The organism is Paenibacillus sp. fava2 (assembly GCF_058313675.1).
On record NZ_CM177755.1, the window covers coordinates 3,497,761 to 3,519,227 of the forward strand.

General features: G+C 50.7%; 20 protein-coding genes. 14 read left to right on the forward strand and 6 right to left on the reverse strand.

Annotated features, from left to right (window positions below; all coding sequences use genetic code 11):
- Positions 1-14 precede the first annotated feature (14 nt).
- The 4 genes from AC4G46_RS15100 to AC4G46_RS15115 all read right to left on the reverse strand — a co-directional run bounded on the left by AC4G46_RS15100 (position 15) and on the right by AC4G46_RS15115 (position 5,301).
- On the reverse strand, positions 15-341 hold the full coding sequence (locus AC4G46_RS15100) for an AzlD domain-containing protein (protein ID WP_221799892.1): 327 nt from the start codon (positions 339-341) through the stop codon (positions 15-17).
- A complete protein-coding gene (locus tag AC4G46_RS15105; RefSeq protein ID WP_491128649.1) occupies positions 332-1,069 on the reverse strand; it encodes an AzlC family ABC transporter permease in 738 nt (245 codons plus the stop codon). Before AC4G46_RS15105 ends, AC4G46_RS15100 begins: the two co-directional genes overlap by 10 nt.
- Positions 1,070-1,605: 536 nt before the next feature.
- Positions 1,606-2,796, reverse strand: a complete 1,191-nt coding sequence (locus AC4G46_RS15110; protein WP_491125291.1) for an IS256 family transposase — start codon at positions 2,794-2,796, stop codon at positions 1,606-1,608.
- A 450-nt stretch (positions 2,797-3,246) separates the two neighbouring features.
- Positions 3,247-5,301, reverse strand: coding sequence for a beta-galactosidase (locus AC4G46_RS15115; RefSeq protein ID WP_491128886.1), 2,055 nt, complete (start codon positions 5,299-5,301; stop codon positions 3,247-3,249).
- Between the two features lie 144 nt (positions 5,302-5,445).
- On the opposite strand from AC4G46_RS15115, the gene AC4G46_RS15120 reads away from it, so the two are divergent.
- The 5 genes from AC4G46_RS15120 to AC4G46_RS15140 all read left to right on the forward strand — a co-directional run bounded on the left by AC4G46_RS15120 (position 5,446) and on the right by AC4G46_RS15140 (position 12,310).
- Positions 5,446-6,279 carry a helix-turn-helix transcriptional regulator gene (locus tag AC4G46_RS15120; RefSeq protein ID WP_491128650.1) on the forward strand — a complete coding sequence of 278 codons (834 nt, stop codon included), beginning with the start codon at positions 5,446-5,448 and terminating at the stop codon, positions 6,277-6,279.
- A gap of 188 nt (positions 6,280-6,467) precedes the next feature.
- On the forward strand, positions 6,468-9,041 hold the full coding sequence (locus AC4G46_RS15125; protein WP_491128651.1) for a hypothetical protein: 2,574 nt from the start codon (positions 6,468-6,470) through the stop codon (positions 9,039-9,041).
- A 34-nt stretch (positions 9,042-9,075) separates the two neighbouring features.
- Complete coding sequence (locus AC4G46_RS15130; protein ID WP_491128652.1) at positions 9,076-9,789, forward strand: ABC transporter ATP-binding protein; 714 nt, start codon at positions 9,076-9,078, stop codon at positions 9,787-9,789.
- Positions 9,786-11,165: an ABC transporter permease gene (locus tag AC4G46_RS15135; RefSeq protein ID WP_491128653.1), complete on the forward strand. Its 1,380-nt coding sequence runs from the start codon at positions 9,786-9,788 to the stop codon at positions 11,163-11,165. The genes AC4G46_RS15130 and AC4G46_RS15135 overlap by 4 nt, the downstream gene beginning before the upstream one ends.
- A gap of 47 nt (positions 11,166-11,212) precedes the next feature.
- Complete coding sequence (locus AC4G46_RS15140; protein ID WP_491128654.1) at positions 11,213-12,310, forward strand: efflux RND transporter periplasmic adaptor subunit; 1,098 nt, start codon at positions 11,213-11,215, stop codon at positions 12,308-12,310.
- 71 nt (positions 12,311-12,381) lie between these two features.
- Here AC4G46_RS15140 and nagZ read toward each other — a convergent pair whose 3' ends face one another.
- A complete protein-coding gene (gene nagZ, locus AC4G46_RS15145) occupies positions 12,382-13,740 on the reverse strand; it encodes a beta-N-acetylhexosaminidase (protein WP_491128655.1) in 1,359 nt (452 codons plus the stop codon).
- A 116-nt stretch (positions 13,741-13,856) separates the two neighbouring features.
- Between nagZ and AC4G46_RS15150 the strand changes: the two genes are divergently transcribed.
- From AC4G46_RS15150 to AC4G46_RS15165, 4 genes are all read left to right on the forward strand, one after another.
- Positions 13,857-14,360: a ferritin gene (locus AC4G46_RS15150; protein ID WP_068726194.1), complete on the forward strand. Its 504-nt coding sequence runs from the start codon at positions 13,857-13,859 to the stop codon at positions 14,358-14,360.
- 325 nt (positions 14,361-14,685) lie between these two features.
- Positions 14,686-15,549 carry a cation diffusion facilitator family transporter gene (locus AC4G46_RS15155; protein ID WP_491128656.1) on the forward strand — a complete coding sequence of 288 codons (864 nt, stop codon included), beginning with the start codon at positions 14,686-14,688 and terminating at the stop codon, positions 15,547-15,549.
- Positions 15,550-15,720: 171 nt separating this feature from the next.
- Positions 15,721-16,620: an NUDIX hydrolase gene (locus AC4G46_RS15160; protein WP_491128657.1), complete on the forward strand. Its 900-nt coding sequence runs from the start codon at positions 15,721-15,723 to the stop codon at positions 16,618-16,620.
- Positions 16,621-16,639: 19 nt separating this feature from the next.
- Entirely contained in the window at positions 16,640-17,503 is an 864-nt protein-coding gene (locus tag AC4G46_RS15165; protein ID WP_491128658.1) for a TIGR02452 family protein, read from the forward strand.
- Positions 17,504-17,526: 23 nt separating this feature from the next.
- Here the strand turns inward: AC4G46_RS15165 and AC4G46_RS15170 are convergent, their stop codons facing one another.
- Positions 17,527-17,673 carry a DUF5808 domain-containing protein gene (locus AC4G46_RS15170; RefSeq protein ID WP_491128659.1) on the reverse strand — a complete coding sequence of 49 codons (147 nt, stop codon included), beginning with the start codon at positions 17,671-17,673 and terminating at the stop codon, positions 17,527-17,529.
- A gap of 239 nt (positions 17,674-17,912) precedes the next feature.
- Between AC4G46_RS15170 and AC4G46_RS15175 the strand changes: the two genes are divergently transcribed.
- The 5 genes from AC4G46_RS15175 (at position 17,913) to AC4G46_RS15195 (ending at position 21,435) form a co-directional block, all read left to right on the forward strand.
- On the forward strand, positions 17,913-18,323 hold the full coding sequence (locus AC4G46_RS15175; protein ID WP_491128660.1) for a bacteriohemerythrin: 411 nt from the start codon (positions 17,913-17,915) through the stop codon (positions 18,321-18,323).
- Between the two features lie 158 nt (positions 18,324-18,481).
- Positions 18,482-19,672 (forward strand): metallophosphoesterase, encoded by a 1,191-nt coding sequence (locus tag AC4G46_RS15180; RefSeq protein ID WP_491128661.1) that lies wholly within the window; start codon positions 18,482-18,484, stop codon positions 19,670-19,672.
- 73 nt (positions 19,673-19,745) lie between these two features.
- The gene (locus AC4G46_RS15185; RefSeq protein ID WP_491128662.1) at positions 19,746-19,988 is read left to right on the forward strand and encodes a DUF3977 family protein; all 243 of its coding nucleotides are present in this window, start codon (positions 19,746-19,748) and stop codon (positions 19,986-19,988) included.
- Between the two features lie 77 nt (positions 19,989-20,065).
- Positions 20,066-20,515, forward strand: a complete 450-nt coding sequence (locus AC4G46_RS15190; protein ID WP_491128663.1) for a MarR family winged helix-turn-helix transcriptional regulator — start codon at positions 20,066-20,068, stop codon at positions 20,513-20,515.
- A gap of 104 nt (positions 20,516-20,619) precedes the next feature.
- Positions 20,620-21,435, forward strand: coding sequence for an SDR family oxidoreductase (locus AC4G46_RS15195; RefSeq protein ID WP_491128664.1), 816 nt, complete (start codon positions 20,620-20,622; stop codon positions 21,433-21,435).
- Positions 21,436-21,467: the final 32 nt, after the last annotated feature.

Below are 21,467 nucleotides of genomic sequence, written 5' to 3' on the forward strand. Positions count from 1 at the left end.
CGATTGAATCATTATCAGAACAGCAGTCTGAGCAGCATCAGCGCCAATACACCGGTTAGGACGGTGCCCAGCAGGCTGCGGGTTTTGATGGCAACCCAGAAAGCCGGCAGGGCGGCGATCAGCTCTACATTCGTGTTCAGAGCCGAGAACTGCCCGCCGTCAATGAACAGCTCCTGGGCGACCAGTGCGGACATGACGGCGATCGGCATGTAATTCAGCCAGCGCATTCCCCATTCGGGGATGGTTATCCGGCTGAGCAGCATCAGCGGGAGCACACGAGGAATAAATGTAACGAGAGCCGCTCCCAGTATAATCAGGAATATATCAGGTCTTACTTCCATTTTTCCATCACAGCTCCTATCGTTGAGGCTATAACCGCTGCGGCGATGACCCCGATACTGGGGGACCAGAGGATGGACAGGCCGACTGCAATAATCATGGCAATGAGGCCGACCGTAATATCAAGGGCATATTTGCTTCTGCTGATAAGCGTAAGCACCAGCAGTCCGATGAACATGGCCGGAAGGGCAAAGTCCAGGCCCCATTCCTCCGGACTTGAAATCCATTGCCCAAGCACCGCACCGGCCAGATTAGCAACGATCCAGTTAAGGTAAGCGGTAATGTTCAGGCCGTGCATCCATTTCTCACTGATTGCTTTCTTGCGTGCACTTCTCTGAATGGCAACACCAAAGGTTTCATCCGTCAGCAGTGTGCCGATCAGCAGATTGCGCAGCGGTGTCAGATGGCGGAAGTATGGTGAGAGGGCTGCACTGAGCAGCAGATGCCGGAGATTGACCAGCAGGATTGTAATAATAATGCTGGTCGCCGTGCTGCCGGCAGCAATCATTCCGGCAGCAATAAACTGGGCGGACCCGGCGTACAGAATAATGGAAATCAAGGCGATTTCGGCCAGAGAGAGTCCGGCAGTTTTCTCGACAACACCGGCGGCAAAGCCGATGCTCAGATAACCCAGCAGAGTAGGGATACAATCCTTGACTCCCTGGAGGAAGCTTTCTTCGTTGTCGTCTGGAGCAGCAGCAAGTTCCGCCTGTACAGTATCGGTTTTCATGAGAACGGCCTCCTTTCAGCCTGTCTTTATTTAACGCATTGCAGGAAAAACGCATTATCTAAATATCTTATAAATTGCACTGGTTGGCAAGGGGAATCTTCATTGGCTATTCAACTATAAGTGTAAAAAGGTCCCGCCGCATAGTTTCATGCGGACGGGACCTTTTATGTATTTGCTTGATCTGCGGCTAATGGGATCTGCAGCTAATGGGATCTGAGGCTAACTGCGGGTTCGCCTGTTTAGCTGCACCGGATACAACTATCCTGCTGCTCAAGGATGGGAAGTACTATTCAGGAGGATACGTGGCTTTCCAAATATAATCTAAGTGGACATTCGTCATCTATTTCCTTGGAAAATGACCGGAGAGGAAGAGCTAATTGGAAAAACGACACTTAATTTAGCTATTTTCGGACTTAAGGGGTAGCGTCAAGAAGTTTGTGTAAGAGAGTAGAAAGTAACTTCTCGGGTGTCCGTTAGTGAGTGCAAGTGTTCTTTGGGGCGGGGGAACCCCGCCCCAAAGAACAAGGGGAATTGGACTACTTCTCTTGCCCTTCCCGCACCGGGTATCGCACTTCAAACATCTCGTTCAGTTTCTTCTTTACCTCCAGATCACCGAAGCCGCGAATGACCCGTTCGGCAAAACGTTCATTGTAGTCTATTACATCCAGGTAGACAATTTTCTCTGCCGCATCCATATTGGTGAGACTGTTCATCGGCTTCAGGCGTTTTCGGATTTCCTTGTTCATTCGTTCAATTGGATTGGACGTGTAGATGGCTTCTTTTATGAGCGCGGGATACTTATAAAAGGTCAACAGCGTGGGCAACTGTTCTTCCCAAGACCGCATTTCTTTCGGGTAGAGCTTGCCCCATTTGGCCTTCACCGTGTCAAACGCAGCCCGGGCCAGATCGTGGTCTGCAGCCGTGTAGATCGTCTTCAGATCTTCAATGACTTCCGTTTTGTGCTGAACCCGAATTTTCGGAAAGGTCGAACGCACTTTGTGGACGATACAATGCTGCACATCCGCCTTCGGATAGGTTTCACGGAACGCTGCACCCAGTCCCGGCAGTCCATCAAACACACCCAGCAAGACTTCCTGGACACCACGGTCGTAGAGGTCTTTGAGCACCTCGCGCCAGCCGTTTGCGCTCTCTTGGCCGCCTACGTAAAAGCCAAGGATCTGGCGGTGACCGTCTTCGTCGATCCCCATGGCGAAATAAACGACTTCTCCGCTCACGGTGCTGCGCTTGAGCTTCACATATAAGCCGTCCAGGTAGATGACGGAGTAGCGTTTGTTTAACGGGCGTTTCTGCCACTGATGAATGTCGTCAAGTACCGTAGCTGTAATGTTGCTAACGGTCGTGGGAGAGTAGTGGCTGCCGAACATACTTTCAATGAACCGGGCCACATCTCGCGTTCCCATGCCACTTTTGTACATCTGGATGACAGCTTCCTCAAGCCATCCATCCCGTCTTTGGTAGGGCTCAAATAATTGCGTTTGGAACAGACCCTGACGGTCGCGGGGGACCTCTAACTCCTCCACATTGCCGTACTTGGTGTGCAGGTTTCGTGTGTAGTATCCGTTGCGACTGTTGTGGTTCCCGGCTTCCTCACTGGTCATGAATTGCTGGATTTCCGCCTTCATAATGGACTCCAGATTGTCTTTTACAAATTGGGTGACAAGATTTTCAAATAGATTATTTAACATGTTTTCGGGTAGAATAGTCATCGAGTAGGGTCCCTTCTTGGTGGTGTCGTAATCCCGAGAATACCCTACTTTTTTGTTGCCTGACTAGGCTCCAAATCCTGGTACACAACTTACTTTACGCCATCACTTAAGGGGACATTTAGGGCTAACTAAGTGCTGATTTTCCAACTAAACAGTTTAAATGCTGAGATTTGATGAATTTAGGTGTTGAAAATCCAACTAAATATTGAAGCGTATACGTGGGAGTAACTGTCCAGCGTAAATGAGTGAGCCGCTGTGAAGCTAAACGTGTAAGCCATTGTCCAGCCTAAACGTGTAAGCCACTCAGCTGCCTAAACGTGAAGGCCTCTCAGCCACCGTGCGATTTTAAGTAAAGAGCACTGTGGCTGAGAGGTTCATTATTTTGTTCTGATTGGTTTATTGTTGCAGTTGATTGGCTTTAAGTTACAGCTGCCCAGTTTGGACATCCGTTTATTGCAGCACCAGGACGCCAAATCCGTCCATAATGAACTTACCTTCCAGCGTTCGGCCGGTCAGTACATCTGTACGGGCCTCTTTGAGCAGGATTTCCACAGGCAGCTCGTTATAGTTGAGCAGGAAGGTCAGGCTGGAGGACTCGCTGCTGCGGATCTGCAGCTCCACCTCGGCCGGCAGCTCCAGCCATCCGGCAGCAGGAGAAGCCAGCTCCAGGCTGTCTATTATTCTCACAGCTGCTTCCTCATTGAATACAGCCCCGTAGTACCATACCTCGCCGCGTCCGCGTTTGTTTCGTGTAACCGCAGGTTTGCCGGCATAATAATCGCTGGCGTAGGTACCCATCACCTCTACAGTATCGGCTTCCACATGCAGAATATCATTGAAGGAATCAGCGCCGGTCAGCTCATCACTTCCATGGGCCCACTTAATGGCTGTCGGAAGGCGTCTGCCTTTGACCATAGTGAATTCTTCAACGGTAATACCGCACAGCTCTTTGGCTGCTCCCGGGAAAGCGCGCATATAGCATTGGCCCCGGGAATCCTTGTAACCAGTCCGGCAGCCGAAGATCAGCTTGCCGCCCTGCTGCACGTACTCATCCAGCAGAGCTGCTGTTTCATCAGTCATGATGGCGGGATGCGGATAGACCAGCACCTCATAGCGGGACAATTCCTCAGCGGTTGTCTTACTTCGTATATACAAAATGTCTGTTGGAATGTGCTTATGCTGCAGCGCCTTGAACCACTCTTTGTTGCTCTGCCACATGAACGGCCCGTGCCAGATGTCGTATTCGCCGTCCCACTCATTATCGTAATCGCGCACGATGGCGATGGATGCCTTGGCTGTTGTGCCGATAATGCTCTTGCCCGCCGCGCCAAGCTCCTTGCCGATCTCTGCTGCTTCCCGTACTCTGCGGTTCGGCAGATTATGATAGTCGTTGATGCCGTGCCAGTAAATCTCGTTGCCCATGGTAGCTGTTCTCCAGCGGAAGTAGAGTACCATATCGGCGCCGTGGGCAATGGACTGGTATGTCCAAAGCCGCATCTGCCCGGGTTTAGGGGATGGCATATCCATCCGGTTAACCCAGCCGCCCGGTCCGGACTGTTGCTCCATGATGCAATAGTTAGGGCTGACCGAACGCACTACCGATAACGATAAGCTCCAGCTGCGGTCAGCAAGCGGATTCCGCTCATTCAAATCATTAGAGATGCTGGAGAACTGCGGATAGGAATCATAGCTGAAGAAATCGAGCATTTCATCGTTCAGCTCATGGCTGTCGAGATGACCGAATAAGCCGTTGGTAGTCACCCATTGTCCAGGGGCCTTCTTACGGAGGATGTCAGCCTGTACTTTGGCAAATGAAATGGCATTGTCGGAGATAAAACGCTTCTCGTCCAGTGCCTGATGCGGATTGGGCTGTCCGGGAACTGGCGTAGGACGCGGAAGGAAAACCTGGGACCAGCTCGTATAGCTCTGGTTCCAGAAAACCGCACCCCAGGCTTCGTTCAGCTTATCCAGCGTGCCATATTTCTGCTGCAGCCATTCACGGAAAGCAGTGTGATCGCTTTCAGAGTAGAATACGTTAATTTCACAATTCAGTTCATTGTCAATCTGCCAGCCTGCAACACCGGGATGGCTGCTGTAACGCTCAGCCATTTGAGTCACGATCCGGGCACACAGCTCACGGTACTTCGGACTGCTGTAATTATAATGCCGGCGCATGCCATGCTGCAGGGTTACGCCTTCTTGAGTTACGTTAAGCACTTCAGGATATTTTTCTGTCAGCCAGGCGGGAGGTGTAGCCGTTGGCGTTCCAAGGATCACCTTGAGTCCATGGCTATGCGCCAGATCTATGGCTCTATCGAACAGCCCGAACTGAAAGCGGCCTTCCTCCGGTTCGAAGATGGACCAGGCAAACTCGCCCATCCGGACAATGGTAAAGCCTGTCTCTACCATGCGGCGGTAATCGTCATCCCACATTTCCTCCGGCCAGTGCTCCGGATAATAACAAACGCCAAGCTCAAACTTCTGGTCAGCAACAGGTTTCTTCATCATAACCTCCAAAATGTAAAAAGATGCTTTATACAATCTATAAATCTATTGTAATAGCCGCACTAAGGTGTCTTATATAACATAATCTTGCTATTATATGATTATATTGCGTGCTGAAGATCCAAAGGGAAAAGGAGAAAGGCAATGATGAAACAACGGGTACTTCCTGCTCCGGCTTATGCTCATTATGTCTGCTATCCGGAGTTTATCGGGCATTACAGCGATTTTCCGCAACATGCGGAGCGAAGGAGCGAAGGGATGCTGAACAGCTACAATCTGCATCTGGTTTTTGACGGCTCGGGGTATGTGTTTCAGAATGGAATAAGGATACCGATGGGCATGGGCAGAGGTTTTCTCTATCCCCGGGGTGCGTATCAGCAGTATGGCTCAGATCCCGTGCAGCCGTGGGAGGTGCGCTGGGTCCACTTCAGCACCTCGCTTTCCCTGCCATTATTGGAGGAAGCTGACCAGTCACAGGGATACTTTTTCACATTCGACCTGAATGCCGGACTTGAAAATTTGTTTGAGGAGATGTACCGCCTCAGTGCAGCCTACGAGACACAGAACGAGCCCCGCTTGTCAGCTGTGCTCTATGAAATTCTTGTCACCCTGCTGCAGAACTCAGAGCCTCTGCACGGATCAGTTCCACTGGAAATCCGCCATTCGATCCGCCGTACTGCTGATATTATCCATAATGAATGTGAACGGCCGTGGACGCTGGAAAGCATGTCGCGGCTTGCAGGATACAGCAGCTATCATTTTCTGCGGCTGTTCCGCTCTACCATGGGGAAGACGCCTAACCGTTATTTGAGTGAATGCCGTCTGGCCAGAGCCAAGCTGCTGCTGGTCTCTACAGAATTTCCGGTTGAGAGAATCGCGCTCCAGAGCGGCTTCCAGCAGTCCAGCTATTTTATCAAGGTATTCAAAGAAGCAGAAGGCCTGCCTCCCAGCCAATACCGCCGCTCGTTCCGTTCATAGGCCTGCTAAGCGCTAAGCGGAATGAAATGTTAACAAACCTTATTCATTAAACAGCGCTGACCGCGCTGTTTAATGGCATGTTTGTGCAAAAAAGGTTACAACGTGACTGGAAGAGTTACAAATTGGATACAAATCCCTGTGTGTTAGCAACTATAATAACTCTAGCAAATATTTCTGGGAGGAAATCAATGAGACAGTTCAGAAAAAGATCGGTTGCCCTGCTCTTGGGCACCTTGACCGTTGCCCAGCTGGCAGGAAGCCTGGCGGTGCCTGCTGTTCAGGCTGCAGGTACACAAGCGTCAGCCGCAGCTGCAGTCAAGATAAGCCCGGTTACAATGTCGGCGGGAGTAACCGCAGCACTTGAAGATGTGAATATTTGGACGCAGTCCGGCGGTAACATATTGTCTTACACCCTGAAGATTACCAATAACAGCAGCTCGACTGTGAATCTTCAGCGTTACTTTTCAAGAGTCGTAACACCGGGCGGTTCCATTATTCCAGGCAATCCGGTAACCGCAGATGCGACGAAGAAAAAGATCGCTGCCAAGAACAGCATGAGTATTACATACTATGTGAATATCGGACAAACCAAGTCCCTCTCAGGTGTCAAGATTGCCATGTATGTGTGGGACACCAAAAGCAAGGGCTACCTGAAGCATGCCGGTTCCTTCGCTATTCCTGCAGCTTATTCCGCAACAGCGGGCTTGGGCAAAAGTATCAATACCAAGATGAACGACATCCCGGTCTCGGCAAGCGCCGACTCCCTGCAGCTATATAAGTACGGCGGCAAAGTTTACGCCAAGGTGGGCATTAACATTACCAATAAGGGCAGTAAAGTACTCGGTGATACGGGTTACTCGGCATATCTGGTTACAGCAAGCGGAACCTCCTTTGATCTTGCCTTAAGCAGTTCCCAGAACGGCTATAAGATACAGCCGCAGGAGAAAAGGACTATTTATTATCTGACCGAAATCCCGGCTTATCTGAATACGGCGAATATGAAGCTGCAGTTCACCCAGAAGGATGAAACCCTTAAGCTCGAACTGGCCAAATCTTCCTTCAAACTGCCGGCCGCGACCACTCCCGATCTTGTAGTGGCAAGCGGTGCTGTCAAAAAGATGCTCATAAACAGCAACACTGTAGATACAAAGCTTACCGGAGCCGCTGTCTATTCAGAGGATGACAAAGCAGTCTGGTCCTTCCAGCTGCAGCTCAAAAATACCGGCAACAAGGCGGTGACACTGCCTGCTTATGAGCTTGCGGTCAAATCGGCCAAGGGTACAGCGTTCCCGGTGAATGCCAAGGGTCTGAGCGGTCTTACCCTGAAGCCGCTTGAGACCAAGGTCGTTCCGCTGTCTGCGGAAATTCCGCTTCAGGTGGAGCAGTCTTCACTGCAGCTGCAGATGATAGAGGCCGTTACAACCTCTGCCGGAACAGATGCGGGAGGCGCGGGAGCAGGAGAGGCTGCAGGCGATACGTCGGCAAAGCTTGTTTTTCCGGTTGCCTATTTTACAATTCCGTATACCTTGCGGGCCGATGTACGCAGCGGTCAGGAGTACGGGACTACGAACCAATACGGAACATTCTCCTACAGCCTGCAGTCGCTGCAGCGTTACCCGTGGAAGGATGATGATATTGTCCTGGCCAAAGTGAGAATTACCAATAACCAGTCCGTTAATCTTACAATTCCTGATCTCAAGGGTGCCTTGAAGCTGGATACTGACAATCTGGCAGCAACAACCGACCTGCTGATGGATAAGGATGCGGCGGTGCTTGCACCGGGCCAGTATACGGACATTTCCTTGCTGACCAAAATTCCGTATACGGATGAGTTCAACAATGTGCGTGTTAATCTGTCTGTCAAATCGGAAACCGAGAGTATTCCGTTCCTGGACTTCAGCACAACCAGCTTCATAAGCAGTGTGAACCAGCTTAAGCGCGGAGACAGCTATGTTATTACAGGCAAAGGGAAAAATGCTGCCGTTCAGGAAAACAAAACAACAGTCTATGAAGGCAGCAATTTCAACATCCTGTACACCGAGGTTCTGATGAGCAGCGCCGAGAAACGGCAGAGCAAGATGGTCCGCCTGCAGGCGTATTTCAAAACAGCGGACGGACAATTTTATGAAGCCAAGGTGAACCAGTCAGACAATCTGGCGACACCGGGCGGCAAGCAGCTGATCACACTGTGGGCCAAGCTGCCCAAAACAGTTGCGACAACGGATGTATCAGCTTATCTCGGATCGGGCGTGACCGGCAGCAAGCTCAGTGAAAGCAGTGAACAGCCGACCGGATTTATTAATGTAGCTTCGCTTCCGCTTACTCCAAGAGCGGTTGTTCCGGCAGCCAATCTGCAAAATATTGTCCTTTATCCTTATACATTAAATGTGCTCAGCTCCGATGGGCGTCATGTGGAAGCAAGCGATACGGTTAATCTGAATATCATCTATAATCTGACGCGGGAAAACAGCTATGACGCAGGAGATTCCGAGCATAAGCTGGTGCTGCGGATTACCGATCCGTTCGGCCAAATCCAGGACAAAGTACTGGCAATCGGTACAGAGCTAAGTGAAGGGAATAACCATACTTATTCCCTATCCTTTACCCGCAATCAATACAAGCAGTTGACCGGCGGCTCCTACAAACTGACCGTCTACGATGAGTTCCAGGGCGAGCGGCAGGAGCTGGGCAGCCAACTCTTCACTATGCGGTTTGAACCGCTGCCCAAGCCTGCAGACGATGAGAAAGAGACAGAGAAATAACGGTCTATTCTAATTCCACAAAGGAGCAGCTTCCATGTTGCGAGTTGAAAATATCAAGCATTCATTCAAAACCGGCAATGAATGGACTACGGTTCTGCACGATATCAATTTTACAGTCAACAAAGGTGAGATGGTCGCGCTGCTCGGCAGCTCCGGTTCGGGTAAATCCACCATGTTGAACCTGATGGCGGGGCTGATGAAACCGACGGAAGGCCATATTTACATTGCCGATCATGATATAGTCCAGATGGGTGAGAACAAGCTGGCGGAATTCCGCCGCAAGCACATCGGCTTTATCTTTCAGGCTTACGAGCTGATTACAAGCCTTACAGTACGAGAAAATGTTGAGCTACCGCTCGTATTCCAGTCTATATCCCCCTCGGTGCGCAAGCAAAAAGCGCTGGATCTGCTGGATCAGGTCGGCATCCCGGATAAAGCGGATTTGTTCCCGTCGCAGCTCTCAGGCGGTCAGCAGCAGCGGGTCAGTATCGCCCGTTCGCTGATTACCGAGCCCTCCGTTATCTTTGCGGATGAGCCGACCGGTAATCTGGATACCCGGACAGAGGAAGAGATTATTGCCATTCTGCTGAAGCTGAACCAGTCCCTGAAGACGACCTTTATTGTCGTCACACATGAACTGGAGGTTGCAGAGCAGATGCAGCGCACATTCTCCCTGCGTGACGGCTATCTGATTAATAATCCTCCGGCAGCAGCAGATGCGGAGTCCGCAGAAGGAGGTACGGGATGAAGATCAGGGATATTTCACGGATGGCCTGGGATCAGGTCAAACGGCGGAAGGTGGTTACCGGTCTGTGCATGACAGGGATTTCCATCGGCTGTGCGTCCATTATTGTCGCGCTAAGCATCGGCCAGTCTGCCCAGACCTATGTAACAGACGAAGTGAACCGGAATTTTAAAATGGATGAAATCACTGTTACTCCAGGTGGCGGGATTCCATCCCGGGGCGGAGGCAGCGGAGGTGCTGCACAGAACAATGAAAACCTGGACCCAGGCAAGCTCACGGCCCAGAAGCTGGAAATTATAAAGAGTCTGGATCATGTTGTGGCGGCTGCACCTTTTGAAGACGCCGGCTATATGCAGATGCTGACGGTCGATAATAAAATTGCTGATGTTCAAGTGAAGGCAACAGACCTGCGGACGCTTAAGGAGTTCGGCTTTAAGTTCAAACAAGGCGGTGTCACCGATCTTCCGGGCATGGTGGTGCTCAATTACGGGGCGACTCTCGGCCTGATAGACAATGAGACACGGCAGAAGCTGTACGAGCAAATGGGGTCAGACCCGTTTAATTCGGACCTGATGAACCAGTATAACAGCATGTCTGTGCTTCCTTCAGAGATGTACAGACAGCAGGTGCAGCTTCAGGCTACAGATTATTCAACCACTGAGGGCAAAGTCAAGCTCAGCTCGGCGCTTCAGGTGGGGGGTATTCTGGCTACGGCGGAAGGAACAGATGACCTGCGGGCCTCTTACGAAAAGATCATGTATGTATCGCTTGAAACAGCTGCCCAGCTGACCGAGCAATTGTCTTTTGGCAATAATAACGGCATGACACCGAATGTAGAAGAGAACAGCTACAAAACCGTTACGGTAAAGGTGGACAGCACAGACAACATCAAATCAGTGGAAGCCATGATCCAGAAGCTAAATTTGAACGCCACGGATAATCTGTATCAGCAGGAGATGCTCAAGGAGCAGTTCGATATGATAAAAATGGCTGCGCTCGGCATCGGGGTATTCATTCTGGTGATCGCATCAATCTCCATCATTGTAGCCATGACGATGTCCACGCATCAGCGCAGACGGCAGATCGGCATTATGAAGGTACTGGGCGCCAACATGGGGCAAATCCGCAACATGTTCATTACGGAAGCGGCTTTGCTCGGACTTCTCGGGGGACTTCTGGGTGTGCTTTTCTCGTATCTGATTATCATGGGGCTTAATAAGCTGGTTGGTACAGCAGGTGACAGCCTGAACTTCTTTATTCCGTTAACGACCATTCCGGTGGGACTGGCCTTTGCCATTATGACAGGCGTGCTGTCAGGGATTTACCCGGCAATCAGTGCCTCCAGAACCGACGCGCTTACAGCGATTAAACGGGATTAGCGGTTAGCACTATAGTTATTGTATTTCAAGCTGAAAGGAAGCCCACAATGAAAAGAATAATCAAGCGGAGCCTGAAATGGATTATTATCGCAGCAATCATTCTAGGCGCAGGGTATATGCTGTACGGCAAAATGTTTAAGGGCGAGGAAGCGGAAATGGTGATGGAGCCGCCGCAGGTGATCAGCTTCCCGGTGACCCAGGAAACAATGACCAGTTCAGTTCAGGTCAAGGGGAAATCCAAGTACCAGGAGGAAACACTGGTCTATGCACCGTTTGCCTCCAAGGTAACCGGATGGAAGGTGGAGAACGGCGGGCAGGTCAAAAAGGGGGATGTGCTGTTTACCCTGGACCAGTCTACACTCAAAAATGAGATTGCACAGACAGAGGCGGCAATCCGCAAGGCTGAGCTGGAGAAGGAGCTTAACGCTTTTGTCAGCCAGCAGGAGGATGAGAGTGCAGCTCCGATCGGTACGGAGGCAGAACGTTTGAAGGCGCTGGCTGCCGAAGAGGCTGCCCGGCTGAACGATGAGCTGAATCAGGTCAACGCAGAAATCCAGCAGCAGGAGCTGAAGGACAAAAAATCTAAGCTGAACACGGCTGTATATCATGCGCCGGCTTCAGGGATTTTCCTGTATGACAGCAGCACTGAACGGCCCCAGACGGTGACGGACAACCAGTATATCGGCAAAATCGTTGATTTGAACAAGCTGGAGTTCATTGCTTCAGTCGGAGAGCAGGACATTTTCAAGATTAAGCAGGGAATGAAAGTTAAAGTTAAATTGACTGCAATGAAGGATCTGATTCTGAGCGGAGAAGTGACAGAGGTCTCCAAGTTTGCGACCAACACGACCGGACAAAATTCGGCCGGCCAGGTTCCGCAATTTGATGTGGTCATATCGCTGCAGCCTGACGAGCATCTGATTGGCGGGTTAAGCCTGAGCGGAGATATCGAGACTTCGCGCCGGGAGAATGCGGTGGTGGTATCCAGCATGGCAGTAATACACGAAGGCGAACAGAGCTTTGTTATGCTGGATAAAGGTGACGGGGTTTATGAACGCCAGGAGATCAAGATCGGGCTGGAGACTTCGGATAAAACAGAAGTTCTAAGCGGGCTGAAGGCCGGAGATACGGTCGTTCTGCAATAGATTTCAATGAACAAGGGAGCTGCGGCTGTTGATGCCGCAGCTCCCTTTGCTATTATCTGCTTATGTCGGACTTACTTTGCCAGCGTCTTGCGCCATGCCTTGATATCGTTGTTCAGATCGGTCAGATCGGGGATGGCAGCCGGTTTATCGGTAAGCTTATATTTTTCTTTAAGTGCCAGAATACGGTACACGCTTTCGTCGATCCGTGATTCCGGGATCACTCCGCTGCGGACACTCTTCAGCAGCGCGGCCCGCACCTTCCGTTCATTGGAATATTCGTGGGCGATCAGCAGGATGTCACTGCCGGCTAGGACAGTATCTACTGCTGCAGCAGGCAGCGTATAGTGATCCGTAATCGCGCCCATTGTCAGATCGTCCGTAATGACAACCCCGCCGAAGCCCATCTGCTTCCGGAGCAGCCCGCCAATAATTTCAGCAGAGAGGGAGGCCGGCTTGTCCGGATCAAGCTGCGGATAAAGAATATGGGCCACCATCACAGCATCCGCACCTTCCTTGACCGCTGCCTGAAACGGCAGCCACTCCAGCTTAGCAAGCCCTGCGGCGCTTTTGTTCACGACGGGCAGCTCAAGGTGAGAGTCCACAGAGGTATCGCCATGGCCGGGAAAATGCTTGATCACCGGAATGGCGCCTTCTGAAGCGATACCTTTCATCTCGGCAATGCCAAGACGGGTTACAAGCTCAGCATTATTTCCGAAGGAACGCTCACCGATGACCGGATTATCCGGATTGCTGTTGATGTCCAGCACAGGGGCAAAATTCATATTAAAGCCGGCTGACAGAACTTCCCTTGCCAGCAGACTGCCCATCTCCGCGGCGATTTCCGTTTTGTTGGCGGCTCCGACCTTGCTGTTTGCCGGAATAGCAGCATATTCTTCAGGCATCCGGCTCACCTTGCCGCCTTCCTGATCGACGCTTATAAACAGCGGCACTTTGTTTGTGCTATTGCTCTGCTTCAGTGCGTTGATCAGGGAGATCATGCTTTTTAGGCTGCTGATATTGTCTTTATAGAGGATGATTCCGCCGATCTCGTCTTCCGCAATCATCCGCTTGGCCTCTTTGTCCAGTCTGGTACCGTCGATACCGGCCAGCAGCATCTGTCCGATTTTTTGCTCCAGCGACATTCCGGCAATCTTCGCTGCAAGAATGTCATTGCTGCCGTCAGATTCTGCGGACGGAGAAATTGAAGGAGCCGCTGCCGGTGTTACAGAGGGTTCAGGAGCGGCAGGCTGCGGTGTAGGGGGCTTTGCAGGAACTGATCCGCCGCCTGCAGCTGTTGCGGGTGAGGCAGAGGCGGCAGACGCTTGTGACGGCGGAGGGCCGTCTGCTGCGCTGTTACCCGTACTGCAGCCGGTTAGCAGCATCAAGGTTATAGCTGTAATTATCGAGGTATATCGGCCGGTATTGATCATATAGGGGGCCTTCCTTTCGTTTGCAGATTCACATCCCGGGATGATAAGATGTATGGGAATAAGCAGTACATAGACTTAACAAGCAATTCATATTACAAGGATGAGGTGACGTGTTCATGAAGGAAGATTTGATGAAGACACTTAATGAACAGATGAATTTTGAGTTTTATTCCGCTCATGTCTATCTGGCAATGGCTGCATATTGTTCCGGTGAGAGCCTGGACGGCTTCGCCAACTTTTTCCTGGTACAGGCCGAGGAGGAACGGTTCCATGCCATGAAGATCTACAAATTCCTCAATGACCGTGATTACCGCGCCACACTGGCAGCAATGCCGGAGCCTAACAACAACTACACCTCCATGCTGGATGCTTTTGAGCATGCCTATGCCCATGAGCAGCAGAATACCAAGAAATTCTATCATCTCGCGGACCTGGCGCTGGATGCGCGTGAGCATGCAACCATCTATTTCCTGAAGTGGTTCATTGATGAGCAGGTGGAGGAAGAAGCGCTGTTCAGCAATATTATCGCCAAGCTCAAACGGATTGAGACGGACAGCAACGCCTTCTACATGCTGGATGCGGAATTTGCCGCCCGTTCCTTTACGCCGCCTGCGGAATAAGCTGCGGAACCAAAGCTTCGCCATACTCTAGCCATATGCGGGATGTATTCTTTAACAGAATACGTCCCGTTTTTTACATATGTAATAGACTCAGCCAAGATGAAAAAGTTACAGTACAGCCTTAGTTAGCGTATCCAGCAGCCTGTCTAATCGTTAAAAGTTGATCTAATGCAAAGGTTGTTGCATGCAGCAACACACTTCGCGGCATCCAACTCTATTTAGAGAGGTTAACTATTACGCCGGCCGGCAACACTGTTTCTCTAGACCCACCCGGATGCCAGCGTGTAGTATGGAACAATACTATTGTTTTGGAGGTTCTTTTGTTTTGGATAACTACAGCGACATCAAACAAAGTGAAAAAGGGGCCTGGCTCAGTCTGTTGGCATACATAGTGTTATCTGCTGTCAAACTGCTGATCGGGACCTTCTCGGGCTCACAGGCGCTGCTTGCCGACGGGCTTAACAACAGCACCGATATTATTGCATCCATTGCCATTCTGATCGGTCTCAAAATTTCGAGAAGACCCCCGGATTCCAATCACAGCTACGGGCATTTCAGAGCGGAGACGGTTGCCGCACTGATTGCTTCCTTCATCATGATTGCTGTAGGGTTTCAAGTTCTGTACCAGGGCGTGAACAAGTTCATCCAGCCGGTGCTGGACACGCCTGATCTGATTGCCGCCTGGACTGCAGCCGCGTGTGCCGTGGTCATTATGGTTGTATATCTGTATAACATCAAGCTGGCCCGCAGACTTAACAGTAATGCCATGCAGGCAGTCGCTCAGGATAACCGTTCGGATGCGCTTGTCAGCGTGGGGGCTTTTATCGGGATCATCGGATCGCAATTCGGTCTGCCCTGGCTCGATCCGGTAACTGCAGTTATCGTCGGCCTGCTGATCTGCAAAACGGCCTGGGACATCTTCCGAAAAGCTACCCATGACCTGACTGACGGCTTCGATGCAGGGCAGCTGGAGCTGATGAAGCAGACGGTGGCGGGGATTGCCGGTGTGGAATCGATCAAAGACATTAAAGCGAGAGTACACGGCAATAACGTGCTGGTCGATACAACGGTACTAGTAAAATCCAGTCTCAATGTTGTACAAAGCCACGATATTACGGAAGAAATTGAAGATCAGCTGAAAGGCCGTCACCGGGTTTCAGATGTGCTGGTGCATATCGAGCCGGTGTGAATGGAAGAGCGGTTTAAGCGGAAAGCCTGAGCAATCAGGCTTTTTTGTTTGCCAAAAATAAACATTAGAAGCTTGACTTTACCGTGACACCTGTGCATATAATATCATTATGTTAATAACAATTAAACAATAAGTTATCCGTGACGTCTAATATAAATGAAGGAGCGTTATATGAACAAGCAACCCATAACCGATGCCCAGGGGCTAACAGAAGAACAGTTTCTGCAGAACTACGATGCGGGAGTGTACGAGCGCCCGTCCGTGACCGTGGATATGCTGATTTTTACCGTGATGGAACAGGAGCAGAATAACTACCGGAAGCTGTCCGAGAAGTCGCTTCAGCTTTTGCTGATCAAGCGGGGCCAGCACCCCTACCTGGGGCAATGGGCACTGCCGGGAGGCTTCGTATCCATTAACGAGAGTATTGAGGACGCCGCCAGAAGAGAGCTCTATACAGAGACGAATATCGACAACATCTACATGGAGCAGCTGTACACTTGGGGTGATGTGAAGCGCGATCCGCGCATGCGTGTAATCAGCTGCTCCTATATGGCACTGGTTGACCGGACAACGCTGAATGTGCAGGCAGGCGATGATGCGGCTGATGCCGCCTGGTTCGAAGTAACGCATCAATTAGTTGAAACAAACCGGACAGAACTGGAACAGGGATATGAGCTTGAGAAAATAATCCGGATAACGCTGCATAATGAGCAAACCTCACTTACAGGTACAGTCAAACATACCGAGACTGTCCAAGGACATGTCCGTAAAGCACACAGCCTGATTATCGAGAGCGAAGGACTCGCTTTCGATCATCTGCTGATAGTGCAGTATGCAATCGAACGGCTGCGCGGCAAGGTGGAGTATACGGACATTATTTTTAATCTGATGCCGCCATTGTTTACTCTGTCCGAGCTTCAGCGGGTCTACGAAATTATCCTTGGCAAAGAGCTGCTGGCCGCAGCCTTTCGCAGAAAGATCGCTGATAGTGTGACGGAGACGGATGAATATACAAAAGACGCCGGTCACCGGCCCTCCAGGCTATACCGGTATAACGTCAATAAAGAATAACCGATCGGGGCTGAGAGTGATGAATAATTCCAATAACGGAAGAAATAAACGGGCCTTAGTTGCCCAAGAAACTTTAGATATTATTGCTGCAGGCCATTATATTAACAGATCCGGACAGCAAGCAGAGATTGCCGGAGCTGTCAGCGCGGCCGTTTCCGGTTCACAGTTATATAGACCTGAGGAGCTCAAAAGGCTGAATGAACGCACAGCACAGCAGCTCCGCAATCACCCTGCGGATAAGCCGAACATCTCAGTAACAGCTGAGTCCACACTGGAAGCGGCGCAGCGTCTGGTGGAACGGGAAGATCATGACCACACCGTATGCCTGAATTTTGCTTCTGCCAAAAATCCGGGCGGCGGCTTCCTCGGCGGCAGCCAAGCCCAGGAGGAGAGCCTTGCACGTGCATCCGCCCTTTATCCAGCGATCGCTCAAATGAAGGAAATGTACGATTACAACCGCAGCCGCAAATCTTGTCTGTATTCCCACTACATGATTCATTCTCCGGGAGTTCCAGTATTCCGCGACAGCCGTGATCTGCTGCTGGATAAGCCGTATACCGTGTCCATGATTACTGCCCCTGCTGTTAACGCAGGTGTGGTCAAGGAACGGGACCCGCAGGACGTACCGCTGATTGCCGGAGTGATGCTGGAGCGTATCCGCTATATTCTGGCAGTTGCGGCAGACCAGGGACACCGTGTTATAGTGCTAGGGGCATTTGGCTGCGGCGTGTTCCGCAATGACCCGGCAGAGGTTGCCGGATACTTCCGGCAGGTGCTGGTGGAGGAAGGCTACCGGACGCTTTTTAAACACATCGTATTTGCAATTCTTGACCGGTCACCGGATCAGACGGCAATTAATGCTTTCCGACTTAAACTGCTATAAGGTCAACGGAGGTATTGGTACAGCTACCCCAAGAATATCAGATATGCGGCGACGATAAATACAAACATCAGAACCATCCAGCCCAGCGGATGACGTGGATTCAAGGTCCAGCCTAAGCCGGATGATTTGGGAACAAACAAAGTAGAATTTGGCTTGTTCTTACGGGACATTATCAGGACTCCTGACTATTTTTTTTGCGATAAAAAGCTCTACTAACCAGAGTATTGATCAAATGAGGTAAAACTGCAATAGTCTAAAAAGCGTAAGAGCCGCTCTTGCGTTTTTTGCATGAAAATGTAAATTCATGTCTAAACTTTGTGATTTTGTTCGCAGAAGCTTTGTCCGGAAAAGTAGAAAATAAAGGGTGTATCTATCTACTTGGAAAATTTGGAAAAGGGCAAGGTGAGGTATGATCGACTGGAAGGAATCCTATGACATCGGTGTAGAGACAATCGATTGCCAGCACAGACAGCTGCTGGTAAAGCTGAATGAATTTTTTGAGGCATGCACCAATCAGAAGGGTAAGGAACAAATCGAAGAGACACTGAGATTCCTTAAAGAGTACACGCTGGAGCACTTCAGCAGCGAGGAGCAGCTGATGGCGGACATCGACTTCCCTGAGCTGACCGAGCACCAGAAGACGCATGCAGAGTTTGTGCAGACTGTTCTGGAGCTGGAGGAGACGGTGAAGACCAAGGGTGTGTCGGTCCTTTCAACGATCAAGCTTAACCGTACGCTTACAGACTGGCTGCTTAATCACATCAGCAAATGTGATCAGCTGATCGGTGACTGTATTGCCGCCAAAGGCAAAGCGGTATAACTGCATAATGGAATATGAGGATGCCGCAGGGCATCTTCTTTTTATGCTCAGACCGAGGTTTATCAGAGTCAGCGGGCAGAATTTATATCCGGAAAATATTCTGTGTTATGATTTGAGTTAGAACGTATAGAAAAGCTGTACGCAAAAGGAGTGATTTAATGAAAAATCTGCGAATACTGCTGTCTGGTGCCGTGATGCTGCTGGTATTGGGACTGGTTAATTTCTACATTGGCTATCATCTCTGGATTTTGCTGAAGGATGTGCTGCCGGGTATCCTGGCAGGTGTGTACTGGACGGTATTTATGCTTATAGCTTTTGCTTACATGATCGGTATGGTTCCTTGGCCTAAGGCGGTAAAGCCTGCCGCCAGGTTGTTCAAGGTCATCGGCTCTTATTATCTTGCCTGCATGGAATTCGCTGTTATTATGCTGCCGCTGACCGATTTGCTCTACTGGGTGCTGGGTCTGATGGGCTTTGACCGTACCGCATTTACAGCCGAAGCCGGGATCACGCTGGTGCTGCTGCTGGCTGTGTTCCTGATCTGGGGCTCGCGCAATGCCTGGAGCACAGTAATACGGACCCATCCGGTCCGGATCGATAAGTCCATCGGGACCAGTGCACCGCTCACAGTGGCTGTGGCATCCGATCTTCATCTGGGAAACATCGTCGGTAACCGCCATCTGCGCAAAATGGTGGCTGAGATCAACCGGATGGAGCCGGATATTATCCTGCTGGCCGGTGACGTGCTGGACGACAGCATCGAGCCGTTTATCCGAAACGATATGAGTCTGCAACTGAAGCAGCTCAAGGCACGTTATGGTGTATACGCTGTTCTTGGTAATCACGAGTATTACGGCGGTTCTATAGCCCAGTACACGGAAGTGATGGCCGGCATCGGCATCAGGGTGCTGCAGGATGAAGTGGTGGAAGCAGGCGGTGTATACATTGCCGGACGAAAAGACAAAACGGCTGAGTCGATGCAAGGCGGCAGAATGAGCGTTCAGGCGCTGCTTGAGGGGCTTGATCATTCGCGTCCGATCCTGATGATGGACCATCAGCCAACCGGTTTTGACATTGCGGCTAAGGCAGGTGTGGATGTGCTGTTATCCGGTCATACCCACCGCGGCCAGATCGCGCCGAACCACTGGATTACGAGACGCCTGTTCGAACTGGATTGGGGCTATCTGCTAAAAGATAAGCTGCATGTTATCGTGTCATCCGGCTATGGTACCTGGGGACCGCCAATCCGGCTGGCCAGCCGCTCGGAGCTGATCAGGCTGGAGGTGCTGCTTGAAGGCAGCAAGAGCTATCAGGAAGAGCCGCTGTCGGCTAAGACGGTGCTTGTGTAGGGTTCGTTTTAAATAGGCCCCCTGCAATCTTACGGGAGAGCGGGGGGTTAACCATGTTCTGGGAGTGGATAGATTGAAGTACATTGAGTTTGGCCTCGGAAACCGCTGGCTGATCCGTACAGAGACGGAGCTTGCCGATGGTACTGAATTTGAGGAGCGGGGAATCATCGGGCCGGTAAAGCTGCATTCCGTATACATAAGATGCTGGGCGGGAAGAACCGTATTTATTTTTGATATCAGATCAGGTTTCAAAAGAACCCGGAAAAGCCGGACGGCATTCAAGCTCATCTTCGGCATCAGCAGTTACATGAGTTAATTCTTTCTTTTGACAAAGGAGGCAGTTGAACGTATATTGAAGTAGTTAAGGTATTAACTAAATGGAGCTGAATTTCGGTGAAGGATGAATTACACAAGCTGGTGCTGGAGCAGCCGTTCACGACTGAGGCTTTTTTTGCACTGGTAGAAACGACCGCGGGCGCAGTAGCTGTGTCGGAAAAATATTGGCAGGCTCATGGACTGAACGGAGCTAGGGTGCGGATTCTGGTGGAGATTGCGAAGCATGGCGGCACTATGCTGCCTTCCGAATTGGCTGAGAAAATCGGCGTCACCAAAGCCAATATTACCTTGCTGCTCGCACCCTTAGAGAAGGAAAGCTATATCGTCCGGACCGGTCATGCTGAGGACGGCCGTAAAACGGTTGTTACGATTACGGAGCAAGGAGAGGCGCTGCTGCTGGAGCATTTGCCGGACAACCGGCTTGCGGTTGCAGAGCGGATGAGCCGGCTCGATGAGCAGGAGCTCCGTCAACTGATGATGCTGCTGGGCAAGCTGAATCAGGCCTAGACAGGCGGCTATCAAGCCGTTAATGGTTTCCCTGTCTTTTTGTGGAGATAGTTAAGAGCTTAACTAAAATGGCCATTATTTTTTGTAGAAGGGAAAGAGAATGAATGACAATAATGATTACCGGGGCAACGGGCCAGCTTGGAAGGCTGATTATGATGGAGCTGCTGCAAAAGATACCGGCAGAACAGCTCATTGCAGGTGTGCGCACTCCGGGTCCAGCTGCTGAACTGCAGCAGTCCGGTGTGGAAATACGAATGGCAGATTATGACTTACCGGAATCGCTTGATTCAGCTTTCCGTAATATCTCACGGCTGCTGTTAATCTCCAGCCCGCATCAGGATGATGCTGTCCGGCTTGTGCAGCATAAGCACGTAATTGATGCCGCCCGCAGAGCCGATGTGGAGCATATCTTTTATACCGGCTTTGCTTTTTCACATCAGGGAAGCCCGGATAATGTTCATACTCTTACCGAGCAGGCGATTGCGGATAGCGGACTAAGATACACTTTTCTGCGTAATGCATTGTATTTGGATTTCGTGAATGTGCTCGGCTTACGGGAGGCAATCAGCAGCGGTGTCCTGCTCACTTCCCCCGGAGAATGGCGTTTCAACTCCGTTACGCGCCGCGATCTGGCACAGGCAACAGCTGCGGTGCTTCTCAGTAATCAGCATGATCATCCAAGCTATGAATTAACGGCCCCGCAGGTCTGGACCTTTCATGATCTGGCTGAGGCGCTCAGCGAATGGGCCGGCAAAACTATTGTTCACCGTGAAGACCCCGGAATTCGCCACTGGATTTATAATTATCTCGCCGGCATAAACACCGCCTCTACAACAGGTGATCTGGAGAGGTTGATGGGAAGGCCCGTTACTCCGCTAAAAAAGAGCATAGCGGATTTTATTGTAGCGGAGCAGAAATAGATATATTTTACAGAGAGCGGCAACCCTATATG